Annotated in this window: 13 protein-coding genes and 1 pseudogene; 13 read left to right on the plus strand and 1 reads right to left on the minus strand. The window is 38.9% G+C overall.

Going from position 1 to position 17,609, the window contains the following annotated elements:
• Positions 1 to 50: 50 nt before the first annotated feature.
• The gene (locus tag B0184_RS06355) at positions 51 to 2,042 is read left to right on the plus strand and encodes an exoribonuclease II (RefSeq protein WP_005708842.1); all 1,992 of its coding nucleotides are present in this window, start codon (positions 51 to 53) and stop codon (positions 2,040 to 2,042) included.
• Positions 2,043 to 2,090: 48 nt separating this feature from the next.
• On the opposite strand, the gene B0184_RS06360 is transcribed toward B0184_RS06355, so the two are convergent.
• Positions 2,091 to 2,834 (minus strand): YdcF family protein, encoded by a 744-nt coding sequence (locus tag B0184_RS06360; protein ID WP_005708704.1) that lies wholly within the window; start codon positions 2,832 to 2,834, stop codon positions 2,091 to 2,093.
• 140 nt (positions 2,835 to 2,974) lie between these two features.
• On the opposite strand from B0184_RS06360, the gene B0184_RS06365 reads away from it, so the two are divergent.
• The 12 genes and pseudogenes from B0184_RS06365 to B0184_RS06415 all read left to right on the plus strand — a co-directional run bounded on the left by B0184_RS06365 (position 2,975) and on the right by B0184_RS06415 (position 17,550).
• On the plus strand, positions 2,975 to 3,946 hold the full coding sequence (locus tag B0184_RS06365) for a polysaccharide pyruvyl transferase family protein (protein WP_005708768.1): 972 nt from the start codon (positions 2,975 to 2,977) through the stop codon (positions 3,944 to 3,946).
• Positions 3,930 to 5,126, plus strand: a complete 1,197-nt coding sequence (locus B0184_RS06370; RefSeq protein WP_039851366.1) for a lipopolysaccharide biosynthesis protein — start codon at positions 3,930 to 3,932, stop codon at positions 5,124 to 5,126. The genes B0184_RS06365 and B0184_RS06370 overlap by 17 nt, the downstream gene beginning before the upstream one ends.
• Position 5,127: 1 nt before the next feature.
• Complete coding sequence (locus tag B0184_RS06375; RefSeq protein ID WP_005708719.1) at positions 5,128 to 5,898, plus strand: glycosyltransferase family 25 protein; 771 nt, start codon at positions 5,128 to 5,130, stop codon at positions 5,896 to 5,898.
• Entirely contained in the window at positions 5,898 to 7,100 is a 1,203-nt protein-coding gene (locus tag B0184_RS06380) for a hypothetical protein (protein WP_005708843.1), read from the plus strand. Before B0184_RS06375 ends, B0184_RS06380 begins: the two co-directional genes overlap by 1 nt.
• Positions 7,093 to 7,974 carry a glycosyltransferase family 2 protein gene (locus tag B0184_RS06385; RefSeq protein ID WP_005708900.1) on the plus strand — a complete coding sequence of 294 codons (882 nt, stop codon included), beginning with the start codon at positions 7,093 to 7,095 and terminating at the stop codon, positions 7,972 to 7,974. Before B0184_RS06380 ends, B0184_RS06385 begins: the two co-directional genes overlap by 8 nt.
• Positions 7,974 to 8,774: a glycosyltransferase family 2 protein gene (locus B0184_RS06390; protein WP_005708677.1), complete on the plus strand. Its 801-nt coding sequence runs from the start codon at positions 7,974 to 7,976 to the stop codon at positions 8,772 to 8,774. The genes B0184_RS06385 and B0184_RS06390 overlap by 1 nt, the downstream gene beginning before the upstream one ends.
• 113 nt (positions 8,775 to 8,887) lie before the next feature.
• Entirely contained in the window at positions 8,888 to 10,666 is a 1,779-nt protein-coding gene (locus tag B0184_RS06395) for an AMP-dependent synthetase/ligase (RefSeq protein WP_005708867.1), read from the plus strand.
• Between the two features lie 274 nt (positions 10,667 to 10,940).
• On the plus strand, positions 10,941 to 11,993 hold the full coding sequence (gene galT, locus B0184_RS06400; protein WP_039851363.1) for a galactose-1-phosphate uridylyltransferase: 1,053 nt from the start codon (positions 10,941 to 10,943) through the stop codon (positions 11,991 to 11,993).
• Positions 11,994 to 12,004: 11 nt separating this feature from the next.
• The gene (gene galK / locus B0184_RS06405) at positions 12,005 to 13,162 is read left to right on the plus strand and encodes a galactokinase (protein ID WP_005708804.1); all 1,158 of its coding nucleotides are present in this window, start codon (positions 12,005 to 12,007) and stop codon (positions 13,160 to 13,162) included.
• Positions 13,163 to 13,412: 250 nt separating this feature from the next.
• Complete coding sequence (locus B0184_RS06410) at positions 13,413 to 14,381, plus strand: galactose-1-epimerase (protein WP_005708902.1); 969 nt, start codon at positions 13,413 to 13,415, stop codon at positions 14,379 to 14,381.
• A gap of 91 nt (positions 14,382 to 14,472) precedes the next feature.
• Positions 14,473 to 15,130, plus strand: a pseudogene (locus tag B0184_RS10870) (sugar-binding domain-containing protein); the annotation flags it as partial.
• On the plus strand, positions 15,109 to 17,550 hold the full coding sequence (locus B0184_RS06415) for a glycoside hydrolase family 2 TIM barrel-domain containing protein (protein WP_416036919.1): 2,442 nt from the start codon (positions 15,109 to 15,111) through the stop codon (positions 17,548 to 17,550). The pseudogene B0184_RS10870 and the gene B0184_RS06415, both read left to right, overlap by 22 nt.
• Positions 17,551 to 17,609 lie beyond the last annotated feature (59 nt).

Consider the following 17,609-nt stretch of genomic DNA (forward strand, 5'->3'; position numbering starts at 1 on the left):
CATTTTTTGCCCGCCCTTGTAGAGGGTGGGCTTTTTATTAAGAGAGAATTATGTTTTCAGATAACCCACTTTTAGCACAATTAAAGCAACGGATGGAGGCCAGCAAAGAGTATGCAGAAGGGCGTGTTAAGGCGACCGATAAATCTTATGGCTTTTTAGAATGCGAAAAAGAGAGCTTTTTTATTCCGCCTACGGAAATGAAAAAAGTGATGCATGGCGACATCGTAAAAGCGGTGGTAAAACGTGAAGGTGATAAGGCTTCAGTAGAAATTGATAGCTTAATTGAACCGATGTTAGAACGCTTTATTGCTCAAGTTCGTTATAATCGTGATGGTAAGCTACAACTTGTGGTAGATCATCCAAGCATCAAAAATAATATTCCAGCGAATCCGCATAAAAATATCAAAGAGAAATTAGCAGAAGGCGACTGGGTTGTAGCGCAATTGAAAACGCATCCATTGCGTGATGATCGCTTTTTCTTTGCCCAAGTGACACAATTTATCTGTGCTGAGAGTGATAACTTTGCCCCTTGGTGGGTAACGCTTGCTCGCCACGAACAACCGCGTGAGCCTGTGGCAACTGAGAAAATTTATAGCTTAAACGATGAACTAACACGCCAAGATTTAACCGATCTTTATTTCACCACCATCGACAGCGAAAGCACGCAAGATATGGATGATGCTTTATTCATTCAGCCAATTGAAGAAAATGGCACGCAAATTGGTTGGCGTTTGGCGGTGGCGATAGCTGATCCAACAGCCTATATTCCTGAAAATTCGGCGATTGAAAAAGCCGCTCGCCAACGTTGTTTTACCAACTATTTGCCAGGCTTTAACATCCCAATGTTACCACGTGAGTTATCGGACGATCTTTGCTCGTTAGTGCCAAATGCAAAACGCCCTGCGTTGGTGGGTTATATTGAAACGGATTTGGCAGGCAACATCAGTAAAGAAGTGGAATTTGTTTCTGCATGGGTGGAGAGCAAAGCTAAATTAGTTTACGACCACGTTTCAGACTATCTAGAAGGCGTAGAAAATGCGTGGCAGCCTGAAAATGAACAAGTCAAACAGCAAATCGACTGGTTGCATCAATTTACGCAAGCCCGTATCAACTGGCGTAAAGAAAATGCCTTGATGTTCAATGAACAAGGCGATTATTCATTCGAATTGAATGAAGATGGCTCGGTGCGAGAAATTCATTTGGAGTTCCGCCGAATTGCAAACCAAATCATTGAAGAGTCGATGATTATCGCGAACATCTGTGCAGCACAATTTTTAGCAAATCACGCTAAAACGGGCGTATTCAACACCCACGCAGGTTTCGACCCGAAAAATATGGAAGCTGTAAAGACCTTCTTGTTGAATACTTTAACAGATGAAATGACCGCAGAAGATAAGCTTGCGGCACTTAATGATCGTTATTCTGCGGAAAAATTGGCAACACTAGAAGGCTATTGTGCAATGCAACGCGATGTGCGTGAGTTCCCAGAAAATTTCTTGGAATTGCGTTTGCGTCGTTATCTCACTTTCGCTGAATTTAAATCTGAAGTTGCTCCGCATTTTGGCTTAGGGATTAGCCATTACGCGACTTGGACTTCGCCAATCCGTAAATATGGCGATATGGTAAACCATCGTTTAATTAAGCAAGTATTGGCAGGCAAAGAGGCAAATTGCGTTGAACAGAGCATTTTAGACCGCTTGCAAGAAGCACGTAAGCAAAACCGAATGGTAGAACGCGATATTGCAGATTGGCTTTACGCTCGTTACTTGCATCCAATGGTGGCACAAGCGGTTGAATTTGAGTGTGAACTTGCCGATGTTTCTCGTGGCGGTTTACGTGCAAGAGTGATTGAAAACGGTGCTTCTATCTTTGTCCCGTTCTCAACCCTTCATGATGAGAAAACTGAAATGGATTTCCGCCCTGAAGAGTTAGCGATTTACATTAAAGGCGAAAAAACTTACCAAATCGGGCAGAAAGTGAAAGTAAAACTCACGGAAGTGCGTTTGGATACCCGCTCGATTGTGGGGCAGTTAGTCGGCTAGCATACAAAAACCTCGCAACTGATTGCGTTTGCGAGGTTTTTTAGAGGGTTATTTCTCTTTCCAATACCCCAACCACTCTTTAAGCAACTGCATCATATTGTCCATTGCGCCCGATTGCGGGACGAAATACATAAAATTGATATATTCCCAAGGTGTTTTGCCATAGCCTACGCCAGCTGGTAGCACATCGAAACCTTGCTGTTCATAGAGCATTTTTGCTCGTTTCATATGCCAATTTTGTGTCACTAAAATGATTTTATTGATGCCTTCTTTTTCAAGCATTTGCTTGGTATAGAGAGCATTCTCTTTGGTCGTTTTTGCCTCACTTTCTTCCCATTTGGTTGACACATCAAAGAATTGTTGGAACTCTTTGGCAATCACTTTTGCTTCTGAATTACCGTTTGGCGATCTGCCTGTGGCTAAAATCGGCAAGCCTGTTTCGTTGTGTAAAAACGCAGCATAACGCATTCGTTCCAGTTCGTTATTGGTCACCGTAATATTTCCATACAACTCTGTGCTATCGCGTAAACCACCGCCAAGCACAACAATCGCTTGAGCTTGTTGGTAATCTTGTAGCGTGAGTTTATTCTCTTCAATCAAAGAATTGCTGAGCATTGTTGCCATAAAAGGCGTGCTGAGAAGATAGAGCATCGCAATGCCCAAAATAGTCAGAAAGCAGCTTATTTTCTTGTAATGCAAGCGGGTTAAAATCAGCGAAAAAATCCAAATCACCGCAATGTTAAAGGGAGGAAGGGCAATTGCAGTTAGAATTTTAGTTAGATAAAAAAACATAGGCACCTCAAAAAGATTTTTGCGTATTTTGCGTGAATTATTGCTAAAATGCACCATTATTTTGAGAGTTTTTAGAACGCTTTTGCGTGAGTGTGGTCTTATCCTCGCTCATTTTTTATTTTACTTTTTGAGAGATTACGATGAACCAAGTGCTTTTAGCATTAAAACAACAATTAAAACAGATTGAAGAAAAAATTATTGATAAAAATGATGTGCTTTATTTTGACTATCCTCTACATCAAAATGTCGGGGATTTATTGATTTACGCAGGCACGGAACAATTTTTCAAGGATTACCAAATCAATATTCGCTTGCGTCGCTGCTTGCAAGCTTTTAACTTAGCGGAAGTGCGTAAATTCGTGCATCCAAACACGACAATTTTATGCCACGGTGGTGGTAACTTTGGTGATCTTTATCCAAGTATTCAAAAAATGCGTGAAGATTTGGTGCAAGCTTTTCCAAATAATCGTATTATTTTGTTGCCACAAACAGCACATTTTTCAAATGAAACTGCGATGAAAAAATCAGCATCTATTTTTTCTCAGCACAAAGATTTGCATCTTTTTTCTCGTGATACAAATACCTTTGAGATGATGAAAGCACATTTTTCACCCAATGTCGCATTATCGCCTGATATGGCTCATCAGCTTTATGGCACATTACCACAAAAAGAAGAAACTTCTGGCAATAACACACTTTATTTCTTACGTAAAGATATTGAAAAGAGCCATATTGAGTCGGAAATTCAAGCGACATTACCTGATTTAAATAATGTTAAAGATTGGGATGATCTTTTATTACCTTCTGATATGAAATTTGAATTATGGTGTAGCCGTTTTTCTGTTTTAGCGAATAAATTTAATTTAGGTTTTGTAAAAGATAAAATTAATGATATGTGGTATCGTCATTCAATGGATGTTATTACCCGTTGTCAAAATATCTTTTTAAACTACGATAATATTATTACAAGTCGTTTACACGGACATATTTTTGCTTGTCTTTTAGGTATCCAAAACGAAGTTTGTGATAATTCTTATGGAAAAAATTCTGGGTATTACAACCAATGGACAAAAGATATTTCTTTTGCAAAATTATATGAGCACAAATCGTAATCTAATTCATCTCATTATTGTTACCCTATTAGGTATGGGATTAACGATGGTAAGTACACTGATACTTGCCCGATTATTATCAGTTGATGACCGCGGAGCTCATCAACTCTTTATTACATCTGTTTCTTATGCGGTAACTTTTGCAACAGGCGGGGTAGGCTTCTCATTTGCTCTTTCAATGCGAAATCAACAATATTTAGGATGGCGAAAATACCTTATCGTATTTTTATTATTAGCCTTAATTACCTCTACAATCGCAACGGCATTTTTTAATATAACAACATTTCATTTATTATTTGTTATCAATGTTTTATTAACAGCGATTATTACCATTACGCTAGAAAAAAGCAAAATTGATGAAAGCCTAAAAATTTATCGAGCAATCAATCTTCAGCAACCGATATTTTTAGTGCTTGTTTATGGAACGGCTTATTTATTATTAGGCGAGCAACCTCTTGAAATTGTTATTTATCTTTTAACTTTATATAGCATTATTCAATCTATTACTTGCTTATTCTATTTACATAAAATAGAAAATAAATTTAAAAAGAAAGAAAATCTACAACCTATCGAACGTAAGTTTTTCTTAAAAACGTGGATTAAGCAAAATCTATACCAAACCTTTGGTGCAACTACTGCTAGCATTGATAAATTTTTAATCGTCGCCCTTCTAGGGCATTATACTTTGGGACTTTATACCGTTTGTATCACTTTTGATTCCTTAGTTACAAAATTTATTAATATGTTGACTGATTACTATTATTCAGGTTTATTAAATAACTTAAATAGATTAAAAACAGTATTGGCAATTATTGCTTTGATGAGTTTGGGGGCCATTATTCTTGTTCCTATTTTAGCAGAACCCGTGATTAAGTTCTTTTTTAGTGCTAAATATATAGAGGTTGCACCAGTCCTTATTTTCTTTGTTATCAACTCTATTATTGCAGGCTTATCTTGGCTATTTTCACAAAATATGCTCATTCAAGGAAAACAAGTTCTGTTATTTATGAGTCAGATTATTTCCATTGCGGTCTTTGTGAGTTTATTCTACCTATTCAAAGGGTATCAATTATATGGCGTAGCCTATGCCTTGTTAGGGGCAAGTATTACGAGACTGATCATCTCAACCATTTATTATTTTAAATATCCTATCGAAAAGAATAAGATTCTAGGCAAATAAAATGAAAAAATATTTAATTTCGTTAGAAAAAGATACCAAAAGACGAGAGATATTTTTCTCTCAACCTGACACCTCTGATTTTGAAATCTTTCGTGCTATCAACACAATGGCGTTAGAAGAAACAGAGTTACAGAATAGATTTAACTTTGAGAAGTTTAAACAACGCTATCACCGCCCAGTCACTAAAGGTGAAATTGGTTGTACATTAAGCCATTTAGCTGTTTATCAACTGATTGCAGAAGATCAAACCATCAATGCTGGCGATTATGTTTTAGTATGTGAAGATGATGCGCTCTTCGCTGCAAATTTTCAGCAAAATTTAACCGCTTTATTAAAGCAAAATCTACAAGCGGATATTATTTTAGTGGGGCAATCGAAAATCTCAACTTTTGATGATGTAGAACTGAAGATTAACTATCCAAGTACATTTACATTCTGGCAAAAACGAATTGAAAATACAGGCTATACTTACTCTTATCCTTACAAAAATTATTTTGCAGGCACCGTAGCTTATTTAATTAAGAAATCGGCGGCGTTACGTTTTCTTGCAGAATTAGAAACGCATAAGCCATATTGGTTAGCGGATGATTTTATTCTATTTGGGCAAGATTTTAATTTAGATATTTTAGTTATTCGCCCACTAATGGTTATTGAAAACCCGAATCTTGGGAGTAATTTAGAAGACTTACGTGGTTCATTAAAAAATAATCTATTTAAAAAATTACTAAAACTACCGCTTAAGAAAGCGTTAGCTATTAAGAGAAATTTATAATGAGTGCTTTAGTAAGTCTTTTTTATTTATATGATCCGTGGTTTTTGCATTTTATCCGAATGGGGCTAATAACAGGCTCCATCGCTCTATTCTTTTTAGTTTATAAATGGTGGAATAAAAGTCAAAAAAGCGTGGTTATTCCGCAAGATAGCCTGATTGCTTGTATCGCATTGCTAATTATTTCTACGATTCCGCTTATCATTAACGGCACGAAAGAAATGGGCGTATTAAGTATGTATGCCAAATCGTTGTTTGTGTTTATCTTGGGGATAACGATTTATAATCTGTTCTACCAACACGAAAATGGCAAACCGCAACTTATCCGCGACCTAAAAATTGGTATTGGCGTGCAAGCATTTATTGGATTTTTTGCTTTAGTTGGCGTGCCGTTTATGATTGATTTTGCGATTAACACCAATTCCAATATGGGCGGGCATTTTGCTCGTTTTATTGGTTCAGAACAGGAATATCGGCTCTATAATTTAACCTCAGCGGCATTTTTCCCGCTTAGCGTGTTTTACGTGCTGTTGCTTCACTTTATGCTTGCTTATCACGCAAAAACTCAAGCATTAAATCCAATCTGGCTATTTTTACTTTTGTGTATCGGGCTGATTGCGGGGCGGTTATTTTTAACTTTTTCATTAGTTAGCTGCTTGCTCTACTTCCGCTCGCGTTATCTGCCTGCGTTACTCGCATTTGTTGCATTAGTGCTCTATTTGGCATATTTTCATGCAGAAAATCGCTATGTTGAACACGCACTCGAACCCGTTATTAACCTGATTAACGGCGGAGAACGACTAAGTTCTTCAACCGATACTCTTATGAACAAGCATCTTTTTATGCCAACAAATAAACAGCTCTTAATGGGTGATGGCTTATATTATCAACCGAATGGTTGGAGCTATTATGGTGGCTCTGACTCTGGTTTTATTCGCCAAGCCTTATATGGTGGCGTTGGTTATATGCTCTCTTGCTTTGCTTTCACCGCTTATTTTGTGAAAAGAGTTGCTGATAACTGGTTTAACGGTAGTTGGTTGTTTATTTTATCAACATTAGGCTTAATGACCATTTGGAACATTAAAGCAGATACTTACGCTTATCCAAGTGTAATGTTTGGCTTGCTGATGTTCCTCTCCTTATTTGGTACAAGCGGTAAAAATTTTATTATTTATTGCAAGAAAAAAGAGGAAGAAAATGTTTAGTATTATTGTCCCTTCCTATAGTCGCAACAGGGAAGTGCTTGAATTACTTGAGAGTTTAAAGGCTCAAACGGTTTATAATTTTGAAGTGATTATTGTTGATGACTGCTCCCCACAAGCTGTTGTTATTGAGCCAAACTATCCTTTTGAAGTGAAGGTTTTTCGTAACGAAACAAATCAAGGGGCAGCTGGTAGCCGTAATGTTGGTGCACAACTCGCTTCACAAGAATGGCTCTTATTTTTAGATGACGATGACCGCTTTGCCAATAATAAATGTGAAGTGATTAGCCAATATATTGAACAATATCCACAAATAAATTTTATTTACCATTCTGCTCAATGTGAAATGGTAAATGAAAAATTCCAATATTTTACAAGCCCAATTGAACCAAATAAAATCAATTTAGATCATATTTTATTAGCTAATAAATTGGGCGGAATGCCGATGATGGGGATTAAAAAATCCTTTTTCATTGCCTTAGGGGGATTAAATTCAGAATTAAAATCATTGGAAGATTATGAATTTGTGTTAAAAGTAGCAGATAGCCCCAATTTAAAAGCAGGATTTATTAATCAACCTTTGAGTATTTGTTACTTCCATACTAAGCGTTCAAGTGTTTCAACCAATACGGAGAATACCGAAAAGGCAATTGAATATATTGAGCATAAATATGTCAAAACAGAAAAGCAAAAACAAAACTTTGCCATTAACTCACTTTATATTCTCTCTTATATTTATGCGATGAATTTATCTCGCAAGGCGGCAAGTTATTATTTTAAAATATTTAAACGTAGCCATAATATAAAGCATTTTGCTATTGCAATTATTAGCTTTATTTCGCCTAAATTAGCAATCAATATGAAAAGGTTTTTCTAATGGAATTTTCAGTATTAATGTCTCTTTATATTAAAGAGAATCCACAATATCTTAAAGAATGTTTTGAAAGTTTAAAAAATCAAACCCTACCCGCAACCGAAATAGTCGTATTATTTGATGGTGCTGTAACAGCTGAATTAGAAGCAATTGTGACCGAATATGAGGCAATTTTACCGATAAAAGCGGTGAAATTTCCTCAGAATCGTGGTTTAGGTAAAACGCTTAATGATGGCTTAAATTATTGTAGCCACGAATGGGTTTTCCGTATGGATACCGATGATATTTGCGTGCCAGAACGTTTTGAAAAACAAGTAAAATTTATTCAGCAGCATCCAAATGTCATTATGCTTGGTGGGCAAATTGCTGAATTTGGCGAAAATATCAATGACATTGTGGCTTATCGTAACGTGCCCACCACGCAGAAAGAGATTGTGCGTTTTACCCGTTTACGTTGCCCGTTCAACCATATGACTGTGGCTTATAAAAAATCGAAAGTGCTTGAATGTGGTGGTTATCAAGGTTTGCAAGAAGATTACACGCTTTGGATTAAAATGGTAGCAACAGGCTTAAATGTAGCAAATTTATCAGATATTTTAGTTTATGCTCGCGTGGGAAATGGAATGGTTGGTCGTCGTCGTGGTTGGAAACAGTTCCAATATGAATGGGAAATTTATAGGCTTAAAAACCAAGTAAAAATCCAAAATCCAATTTCAGGGCTTGCGATCTTCTTAATGCGCGCAATTCCAAGAATTTTGCCGCTGAGTTTACTTCAAGAGGTTTATAAGCTCCTAAGAAAATAATCTAATACCTTTTCTGTTTTTCAGCTTACACTTGTTCTCTTTTTCTGGATTTCTCATTTCAAATCCAGTATATTAGCGAACAATTGTTAGCTGAAATATTAAGGTATTATTAGATGTCTGCTTTAGACTTTCACTTTGTTAATCGTCTTCGTCTTCAAGCAAAAAATTTCGCAAATCGCACCGCTTTACGCTTCCAAAAACAGGGAAAATGGTGTGATATGCAATGGTCTACCTTTCAACAAGAGATCGATAATCTCTCACTTGCTTTAATTGCTCAAGGTATTGAAATTCAAGATAAAATTGGCATTTTTGCTCACAATATGCCTCGTTGGAGCATTGCCGATTTTGGGGCAATGCAAGCACGTGTTGTGACCGTGCCAATTTACGCCACTAACACACCTTCTCAAGTTGAATATATTATCAACGATGCCGATATTAAAATTCTCTTTGTGGGCGAACAAGCTCAGATGGATTGTGCGATTCAAATAGCGAACAGTTGTACACAATTAGTTAAAATTGTGGCGATGAAATCAAGCATCAATCTTCATAATCATCCGCTTGCTTGCCATTGGGAAAGCTTCATTCAAGTAGACAAAAATATGACAGAGCTTGAAGCTCGTATTGCATCAAAACGTTTAGACGATCTTTTTACGCTAATTTACACCTCTGGTACAACAGGCGATCCAAAAGGTGTGATGCTAGATTATGCGAATTTAGCCCATCAACTTCAATCACACGATCAGGCACTCAATATTACCGAGCAAGATGTCTCACTCTCATTTTTACCACTTTCGCATATTTTTGAACGTGCTTGGGTTGCCTATATTTTCCATCGTGGGGCAACTAACTGCTATTTGGAAGATACCAATCAAATCCGCCAAGCCTTAGTTGAAACCAAACCTACGGTGATGTGTGCTGTACCTCGATTCTATGAAAAAATTTATGCAGCGGTGTTAGATAAGGTTGAAAAAGCACCATTTATCCGCAGAACGCTTTTCCATTGGGCGATACAAGCGGGCGAAAAACATTATCAATCTGCAATCCCTTCTCGCTGGTTAAAATGGCAACATAAATGGGCAGACAAACTTGTGCTTTCAAAACTACGTGCCTTATTAGGTGGACAAGTACGAATGATGCCTTGTGGCGGAGCGAAATTAGAACCTACCATCGGTAAGTTTTTCCATAGCTTAGGCGTGAATGTCAAATTAGGCTATGGAATGACTGAAACCACCGCAACCGTTTCTTGCTGGGAAGATCACGGTTTCAATCCAAATTCCATTGGCAAACTGATGCCAAATGTAGAAGTGAAAATTGGCGAAAACAACGAAATTTTGGTCCGTGGCGGAATGGTAATGCGAGGCTATTATAAAAAGCCTGAAGAAACCGCTAATGCCTTTACAGCCGATGGTTTCTTAAAAACAGGTGATGCAGGCGAGATGGATGAGAATGGCAATTTGCACATTACCGACCGTATTAAAGAGTTAATGAAAACTTCAAATGGCAAATATATCGCACCACAATATATTGAAGGAAAAATTGGCAAAGATAAATTTATTGAGCAAATTGCGATTATTGCCGATGCGAAAAAATATGTTTCTGCTTTGATTGTACCGTGCTTTGATAGCCTTGAAGAGTATGCGAAGCAGTTGAATATTAAATATCAGGATAGATTAGAGCTGATTAAACATTCTGAAATTATCCAGATGTTTGAAAAGCGCTTGCACGAAGTGCAGAAAGAGCTAGCAAGTTTTGAGCAAGTCAAAAGATTCACACTTCTGCCTCAAGCTTTCAGTCAAGCAATGGAGGAGATCACGCCAACACTGAAATTACGTCGTAAGGTAATTATGCAGCGTTATCGAGAGCAGATTGAACAGATGTATGAGAGAGTGTAGATATAAGCCTTTTTACCATCCAGCGTGGCTTTAGCTACTATTGACCCCGCATAGGCGATGTTGTTAAAGTTTACTAAGGTAGAATAGTTAAGTGTTTATTGTAGGGATAAATGTAATTTTCCCCTACAAATGAAATATATTGGAGCGTAAATAACCAATTTTGTGAATTTTCCTCTAAATTTAATCGCTTATTGTGAAGTTCGTCACATATTTTTTTTCATAAATCTTCTATACTCGCTCCAAAATTCCAACTAAATTCAATAGAGATATGATTATGAGTGAACAATTTGTCTTAAACGACCATCCGCATCGTCGTTTTAATCCATTAAAAAATCAATGGATCTTAGTCTCTCCGCATCGAGCAAAACGTCCATGGCAAGGACAGCAAGAAGAAGTGGTGGCAGATAATAAACCAAGCTACGATCCAACTTGCTATCTCTGCCCTGGCAATAAACGCATCACAGGTGAGCAAAATCCGCAATATACTAAACCGTTCGTGTTCAAAAACGATTTCTCAGCATTGCTTGCAGATACGCCAGCACCAGAGAAAAACGATGATCCACTGTTCCAAATTTCGCATACGCAAGGTGAAAGCCGTGTGATCTGTTTTTCTCCAGACCATAGCAAAACCTTACCACAACTTAACGTGCTGGAAATTGAGCAAGTGATCCAAGTATGGCAAGAGCAAGCACGTGAGCTAAAACAACGCTACCAATGGGTGCAAATTTTTGAGAACAAAGGCTCAATGATGGGCTGTTCAAATCCTCATCCACATGGTCAAATTTGGGCAAGTAATTTCCTACCGAATGAAATTGCGATTGAAGATGAATGCCAAGCAGAATATTTCAAAAAATATGGCTCACCATTGCTAGTTGATTATGCGAAACGTGAATTAGAAAAACGCGAACGTATTGTCGCTGAAACCGAAGATTGGATTGCAGTAGTGCCTTATTGGGCAGCTTGGCCGTTTGAAACCTTGCTATTACCAAAAGCAAAACAGTTCAAATCAATTGAAGATTTAAACCAAGCGGAACGTGAAGATTTAGCGTTAGCGTTGAAAAAATTAACCACGCGTTACGATAACTTATTTAACATCAGCTTTCCGTATTCCATGGGCTTCCACTTTGCTCCGTTTAATGGCGAAGAAAATGGACACTGGCAATTGCACGCCCACTTCTATCCACCGCTTTTACGTTCAGCCACTGTGCGTAAATTTATGGTAGGTTATGAAATGATGGCGGAAAGTCAACGCGATTTAACCCCAGAACAAGCCGCTGAACGTTTAAATGCAGTAAGCGATAGTGTTCACTATAAAGATAAAAAATAAGGAGATAGCCAATGACCCCACAACAAATTTCTCAACAAAAATTCACTGAGCATTATGGCTATAACGCAGAACAAACCGTTTTCGCACCAGGTCGCGTAAACATCATTGGCGAACATACCGACTACAACGATGGCTTTGTCATGCCTTGTGCGATCAACTACGGAATGGCGGTCAGCTTCGCAAAACGCAACGATAGCATTTGGCGTGTGTATGCGATTGATATTAACGAACAAGATGAATTCGATTTAAGCCAAGATTTCACCCAAAGTGAACATAAATGGGCAAACTACGTGCGTGGCGTGGTAAGATATATTCAAGAACAATGCCCAGAATTTAAACAAGGGGCGGATTTAGTGATGGCCAGCGATGTGCCGATGTCTTCAGGGTTAAGTTCTTCTGCTGCACTTGAGATTTCTATCGGTAAAACCTGTCAAGTATTAGGCGACTTACCGCTTTCGCTTGCTCAAATTGCGCTTATCGGACAAAAAGCAGAGAATAAATTTGTGGGTGCGAATTGCGGTAATATGGATCAACTTACCTCAGCATTAGGGCAAAAAGATCACCTTATTATGATCGATTGCAGAAGCCTTGAGATTACCCCAACCCCTGTGCCACAAGGCTATTCCATTGCGATCATTAATTCCAATGTAAAACACGATTTAGTGACAGGTGAATACAATAGCCGCCGCCAAGAGTGTGAACAAGCAGCAAAATTCTTTGGTGTGAAAGCCTTACGCGACGTATCACCTGAGCAATTCCACGCTCGTGAAAATGAGTTAAAAGCTGAAAGCGAATTGGCTTATAAACGTGCAAAACACGTAGTTTATGAAGATCAACGTGTGCTTGATGCGGTTCAAGCCTTAAAAGCGAATGATATGGTGAAACTCGGTCAATTGATGGGTGAATCTCACGACTCAATGCGTGATGATTTTGAGATTACCATTCCTGAAATTGACTACTTGGTGGAGCTTGCTCAAGTGGCGATTGGCAAAAATGGCGGTGCACGTATGACGGGCGGTGGCTTCGGCGGTTGTATCGTCTGTCTTGTGCCAAATGAGAAAGTAGAGGCGTTACGCCAGTTAATCGCAGATAACTACGAAAAACAAACAGGCATTAAAGAAACCTTCTACCTCTGCACTGCGAGTGATGGGGTGAGAGTGGTTTCATAAACTAAAATAAAATAATTTCTCCGTTTTTTCTTCTGCCAAATCTCCCCTCCCCCCTCTTTGCTAAAGAAGGGGGGAAATCTTAGAAGATTTTTAGATTATCTTTCTATACCACTAAATGTATATGAGGCTATAGCTCTATTTTTACTAAAGAATTCCCCTCTTTAGCAAAGAGGGGGAGGGGAGATTTGACAGTACTTATTTACGGAGAAATTAGTATATACAGCCTTTATTCTTTAAAAAGGAGTTCTCTATGAAAACCTTCACCCTCGAAAATAATCATCTCAAAATTACCCTTTCTAATTTCGGGGCTTCTTGGCTCTCTTGCGTTGTCAAACACCCAAAAGGTGATCGAGAAGTGTTAGTGACGACTACACCAGAACGTTGGGCAGAGCAGTCAGCCTACTTTGGTGCAACTGTTGGACGTTATGCCAACCGTATCGCAAACGGGGAATATCAACTCAATGGTAAAACTTATTTCCTCGCTAAAAATAACGGTGAAAATAATCTACACGGGGGGGAAAAAGGGGCAAGTTTTGTGGAATGGCAAGTGCTAGAACAGAGCCCACAAGCGGTAAAATTTGGCTACACTTTTGCCGATGGTGAGGAAGGCTTTGGCGGGGAAGTGAACGCAAAGGTGACTTATCGCCTAACCGATAATCAGCTGGAAGTCGATTTTGATGCCGTGAGCGACCAAGCAACCCCGCTTTGTTTAACCAATCACGCCTATTTTAACTTGGACGACAGCCCAACTATTCGCCATCATAGCTTGCAAATCAACGCTTCACACTATTTGCCTGTGGGCGAGAACGGCATCCCAAATGGTTTATTAAAATCGGTTGAAAACACTAGCTTTGATTTCCGAGAAGCCAAACGAATTGAAGAAGATTTGCTTGCTGATACAGACCAACGTTCGGTGCGAGGTTACGATCACGCCTTTTTAATTGCAAAAGAAAACCAAAATTTCACCGCTTGTTTAGGCGTTGAAGATTTAAAACTGCAACTAGATACCTCAATGCCAGTCGTGCAACTTTATACTGGTAATTGGCTTGCAGGACAACCTCGTGGCGAGAGTGGTGTGTGCGAAGATTACGCGGGCGTAGCGTTAGAACCAGAATTTTTCCCAGATAGTCCAAACCACCCTGAGCTTGCTGCATTTGGTGGGGTTTCGCAAGCGAATGAGCCATATCACCATAGTGTTTATTATCGGTTTATGTACTAAATTTTTTGTTCCTCTCTCTCTGAAAAATTTCGGCCCGAAATTTTTTCTGTCTCTCTCACAAGGGGAGAGAGTATTTTTTATGGAGATAAAAATGGCTTTACCTAATTACTTCCAAGACCCAAACACGCTTCACATCAACACCACGCCTCATCACGCCTATTTTATTCCGCATCAAACGCTAGAAACCGTTGATACTCGCGAGCAATCGCCTTATTTTACGCTTCTCAATGGTGACTGGGATTTTAACTATTATGAAAGCTATCATGATTTGCCAGAGGATTTTTTGAATACTGCCTTTGAGCACAAAATCCCCGTACCATCAAATTGGCAAAATCACGGTTTTGACCATCATCACTACACCAATATCAACTATCCGTTCCCATTCGATCCGCCCTTTGTGCCACATCAAAATCCATGTGGGCTGTATCATCGCACCTTCCAATTTGAGCCAAACGGCAACCGTTATTTGCTCAATTTTGAAGGCGTAGATTCCTGCCTGTTCCTGTATGTGAACCGTCAATTTGTCGGCTACAGCCAAGTTAGCCATTCCACTAGCGAATTTGATGTGACCGATTTCCTCACCCAAGGCACAAACCACTTGCACGTAGTGGTGTTGAAATGGTGCGATGGTAGCTATCTAGAAGACCAAGATAAATTCCGTATGTCGGGAATTTTCCGAGATGTCTATTTGTTAGAGCGTGGCTCTCATTATATTCAAGATCTTTTTATCAAATATGAGCTTTCCCCTAGTTTAGATAAAGTTACGCTTGATATAGAAGTATTTTATAATGAACTTACTGGGGGCGAATTGATATTTGAATTATGCAGTCCTGATGGACAGCGTGAATGTCAATTTATTCTAACTGATATAAATGAGTCGGTTAGCTCAATTGTTTCTTTATCTACTAAGGATGATTATTTCGATACAAAAGAGCCTGATGTGGTAGCAAATTTCCAAATTAATAACCCGATATTATGGAATGCGGAAAATCCACAGCTTTATACCTTAATTTTACGAGATGGAGATGAAGTTATCGTCCAAAAAATCGGCTTTAGAAAAGCGGAAGTGAAAGATGGCGTGTTTTATTTCAACAACCAGCCGATTAAATTTAAAGGCGTGAACCGTCACGATAGCGATCCGAAAACGGGCTATGCAATTAGTTATGCACAAGCGTTGAAAGATTTACAGCTAATGAAACAGCATAATATCAATGCGATTCGTACTGCACACTACCCGAATGCCCCTTGGTTCACTGAGCTTTGCGACCGTTACGGTTTTTACGTAATTGCCGAGGGTGATGTGGAATCGCACGGAGCTTCAATGTTAGCAGTAAAAACACCTGAGCTGAGCATTTTTTTAAACCATGAGAACGATCTAGAAACGGCTCGCATTCGTCAAGAGACAATTGATAATTTCAGCTATTTCGCTCGTGATCCTGCGTTTAAAAAAGCGATTTTAGACCGCCAACAAGCGAACGTAGAGCGTGATAAAAACCGTACCTCAGTGATTATTTGGTCGCTGGGTAATGAATCGGGCTATGGCGAGAATTTTGAATCAGCGGCTACGTGGATTAAACAACATGACCCGAGCCGTTTGGTGCATTATGAAAGCTCGATTTATCAACATTCAGAGTATCAAAACGATCTGTCCAATTTAGATTTTTACAGCGAAATGTATGGTTCAACTGAAGATATTGACTGCTATTGTGAAACGCTAAAAGCGAAGCCGTTTATTTTGTGCGAATATAGCCATGCGATGGGCAATTCGAACGGTGATATGGAAGATTATTGGCAAACTTTCCACCGTCATCCACAATCTTGTGGTGGCTTTATTTGGGAGTGGTGCGACCATGCTCCGTATCGTGAAAACGGGCAGTTTGGCTATGGTGGCGACTTTGGTGAAACTCCGCATGATGGCAATTTCTGTATGGATGGTTTGGTTTCGCCTGATCGCATTCCACACAGCAATTTGAAGGAAGTGAAAAACGTGAATCGCCCTGTGCGTGCTCGTTTTGATGATGGCAAAATTGTGCTGCATAACTACTTGGACTTCACCAATTTAGCGGATGTTTTAACCGTAAATTACGAATTTGTGCAAAATGGCATCACGACAAGCGGTGGATTTTTAGAGGTCGATTGTGAACCACATCAAAGCGTGATTCTACCGGTTGCCTTGCCTGAAAATAATGGCTCGCATTGGTTGCTCAACCTCTCTTACACGCAGAATTGGGATACAGAGTTGTTAGAGATGGAGCACGAATTAGGCTTTGACCAAATCAATTTGTATCCACAAAATAGCTTGAAAAAACAGCCTCTTGTGGCAACGCAAACGACATTTTTAGTGAATGAAACGGCATTAACTGTTGAAATTCGCAACGAAGATTATCGTTATCTTTTCGATAAACAGAAAGGGATTTTTAGCCAAATTGAGAAAGCTGGCGAGTCATTGATTGAACAGCCGTTAGATTTTCAAATTTGGCGAGCACCAACTGATAACGACCGCTTAATTCGTGCAGCGTGGCAAAATGCAGGTTACGATAATGCTTACACGCGAGCTTACGAAACTGTCGTGAATGTGAGTGAACAAGCGGTAGAAATTCGAGTAACATCTGCAATCGTGTCAATTTCTCGTGGCAGAATTTTAACCCTTGATCTGGTTTATACGATTTTGGCAGATGGACAATTTTCCGTAAAAATTAATGCACAGCGACCTGCATACTTGCCATTTTTACCTCGTTTTGGTTTGCGTTTTGCTTTATCAAAAAACATTGGTGTAGCAGAATATTTTGGTTATGGTGAGTTGGAAAGCTACATTGATAAACATCATCTTGCTAAATTAGGTGTTTATCGAACAACAGCAGAACAGAATCACACTGATTACGTGAAACCTCAAGAAAACGGCAGCCATTTGGGTTGTGAATATGTAAAATTCGACCGCTTGTATGCGACGGCGGATCAGCCGTTTAGCTTTAATCTTTCGCCTTATACTGCGGAAGAATTAACCGCCAAAACACACTGCTATGATTTAGTAAAATCGCCTTATACGATTTTTAATGTCGATCATAAAATGAGCGGAATTGGCTCTAATTCGTGCGGTCCGAATTTGAAAGACGAGTATCGTCTGAATGAGACGGAATTTGAGGTAGAATTTCAGTTTATTTTGGGTTAAAAACTTGTTTTACCTCAAAATGTTTAATGAAATAATTTGTTAAACTTCACCGAAACAAG

The organism is Haemophilus paraphrohaemolyticus (genome assembly GCF_002015045.1).
Classification (GTDB): Bacteria; Pseudomonadota; Gammaproteobacteria; order Enterobacterales; family Pasteurellaceae; genus Haemophilus_A; species Haemophilus_A paraphrohaemolyticus.

What these genes read in the sequence shown, in the direction of transcription:
- galK (WP_005708804.1), top strand. Translation starts at nt 12,005, where the DNA reads ATGACCCCACAACAAATTTCTCAACAAAAATTCACTGAGCATTATGGC.
- B0184_RS06380 (WP_005708843.1), top strand. Translation starts at nt 5,898, where the DNA reads ATGAGTGCTTTAGTAAGTCTTTTTTATTTATATGATCCGTGGTTTTTG.
- galT (WP_039851363.1), top strand. Translation starts at nt 10,941, where the DNA reads ATGAGTGAACAATTTGTCTTAAACGACCATCCGCATCGTCGTTTTAAT.
- B0184_RS06410 (WP_005708902.1), top strand. Translation starts at nt 13,413, where the DNA reads ATGAAAACCTTCACCCTCGAAAATAATCATCTCAAAATTACCCTTTCT.
- B0184_RS06360 (WP_005708704.1), bottom strand. Translation starts at nt 2,834, where the DNA reads ATGTTTTTTTATCTAACTAAAATTCTAACTGCAATTGCCCTTCCTCCC.
- B0184_RS06355 (WP_005708842.1), top strand. Translation starts at nt 51, where the DNA reads ATGTTTTCAGATAACCCACTTTTAGCACAATTAAAGCAACGGATGGAG.
- B0184_RS06375 (WP_005708719.1), top strand. Translation starts at nt 5,128, where the DNA reads ATGAAAAAATATTTAATTTCGTTAGAAAAAGATACCAAAAGACGAGAG.
- B0184_RS06370 (WP_039851366.1), top strand. Translation starts at nt 3,930, where the DNA reads ATGAGCACAAATCGTAATCTAATTCATCTCATTATTGTTACCCTATTA.
- B0184_RS06390 (WP_005708677.1), top strand. Translation starts at nt 7,974, where the DNA reads ATGGAATTTTCAGTATTAATGTCTCTTTATATTAAAGAGAATCCACAA.
- B0184_RS06365 (WP_005708768.1), top strand. Translation starts at nt 2,975, where the DNA reads ATGAACCAAGTGCTTTTAGCATTAAAACAACAATTAAAACAGATTGAA.
- B0184_RS06385 (WP_005708900.1), top strand. Translation starts at nt 7,093, where the DNA reads ATGTTTAGTATTATTGTCCCTTCCTATAGTCGCAACAGGGAAGTGCTT.
- B0184_RS06395 (WP_005708867.1), top strand. Translation starts at nt 8,888, where the DNA reads ATGTCTGCTTTAGACTTTCACTTTGTTAATCGTCTTCGTCTTCAAGCA.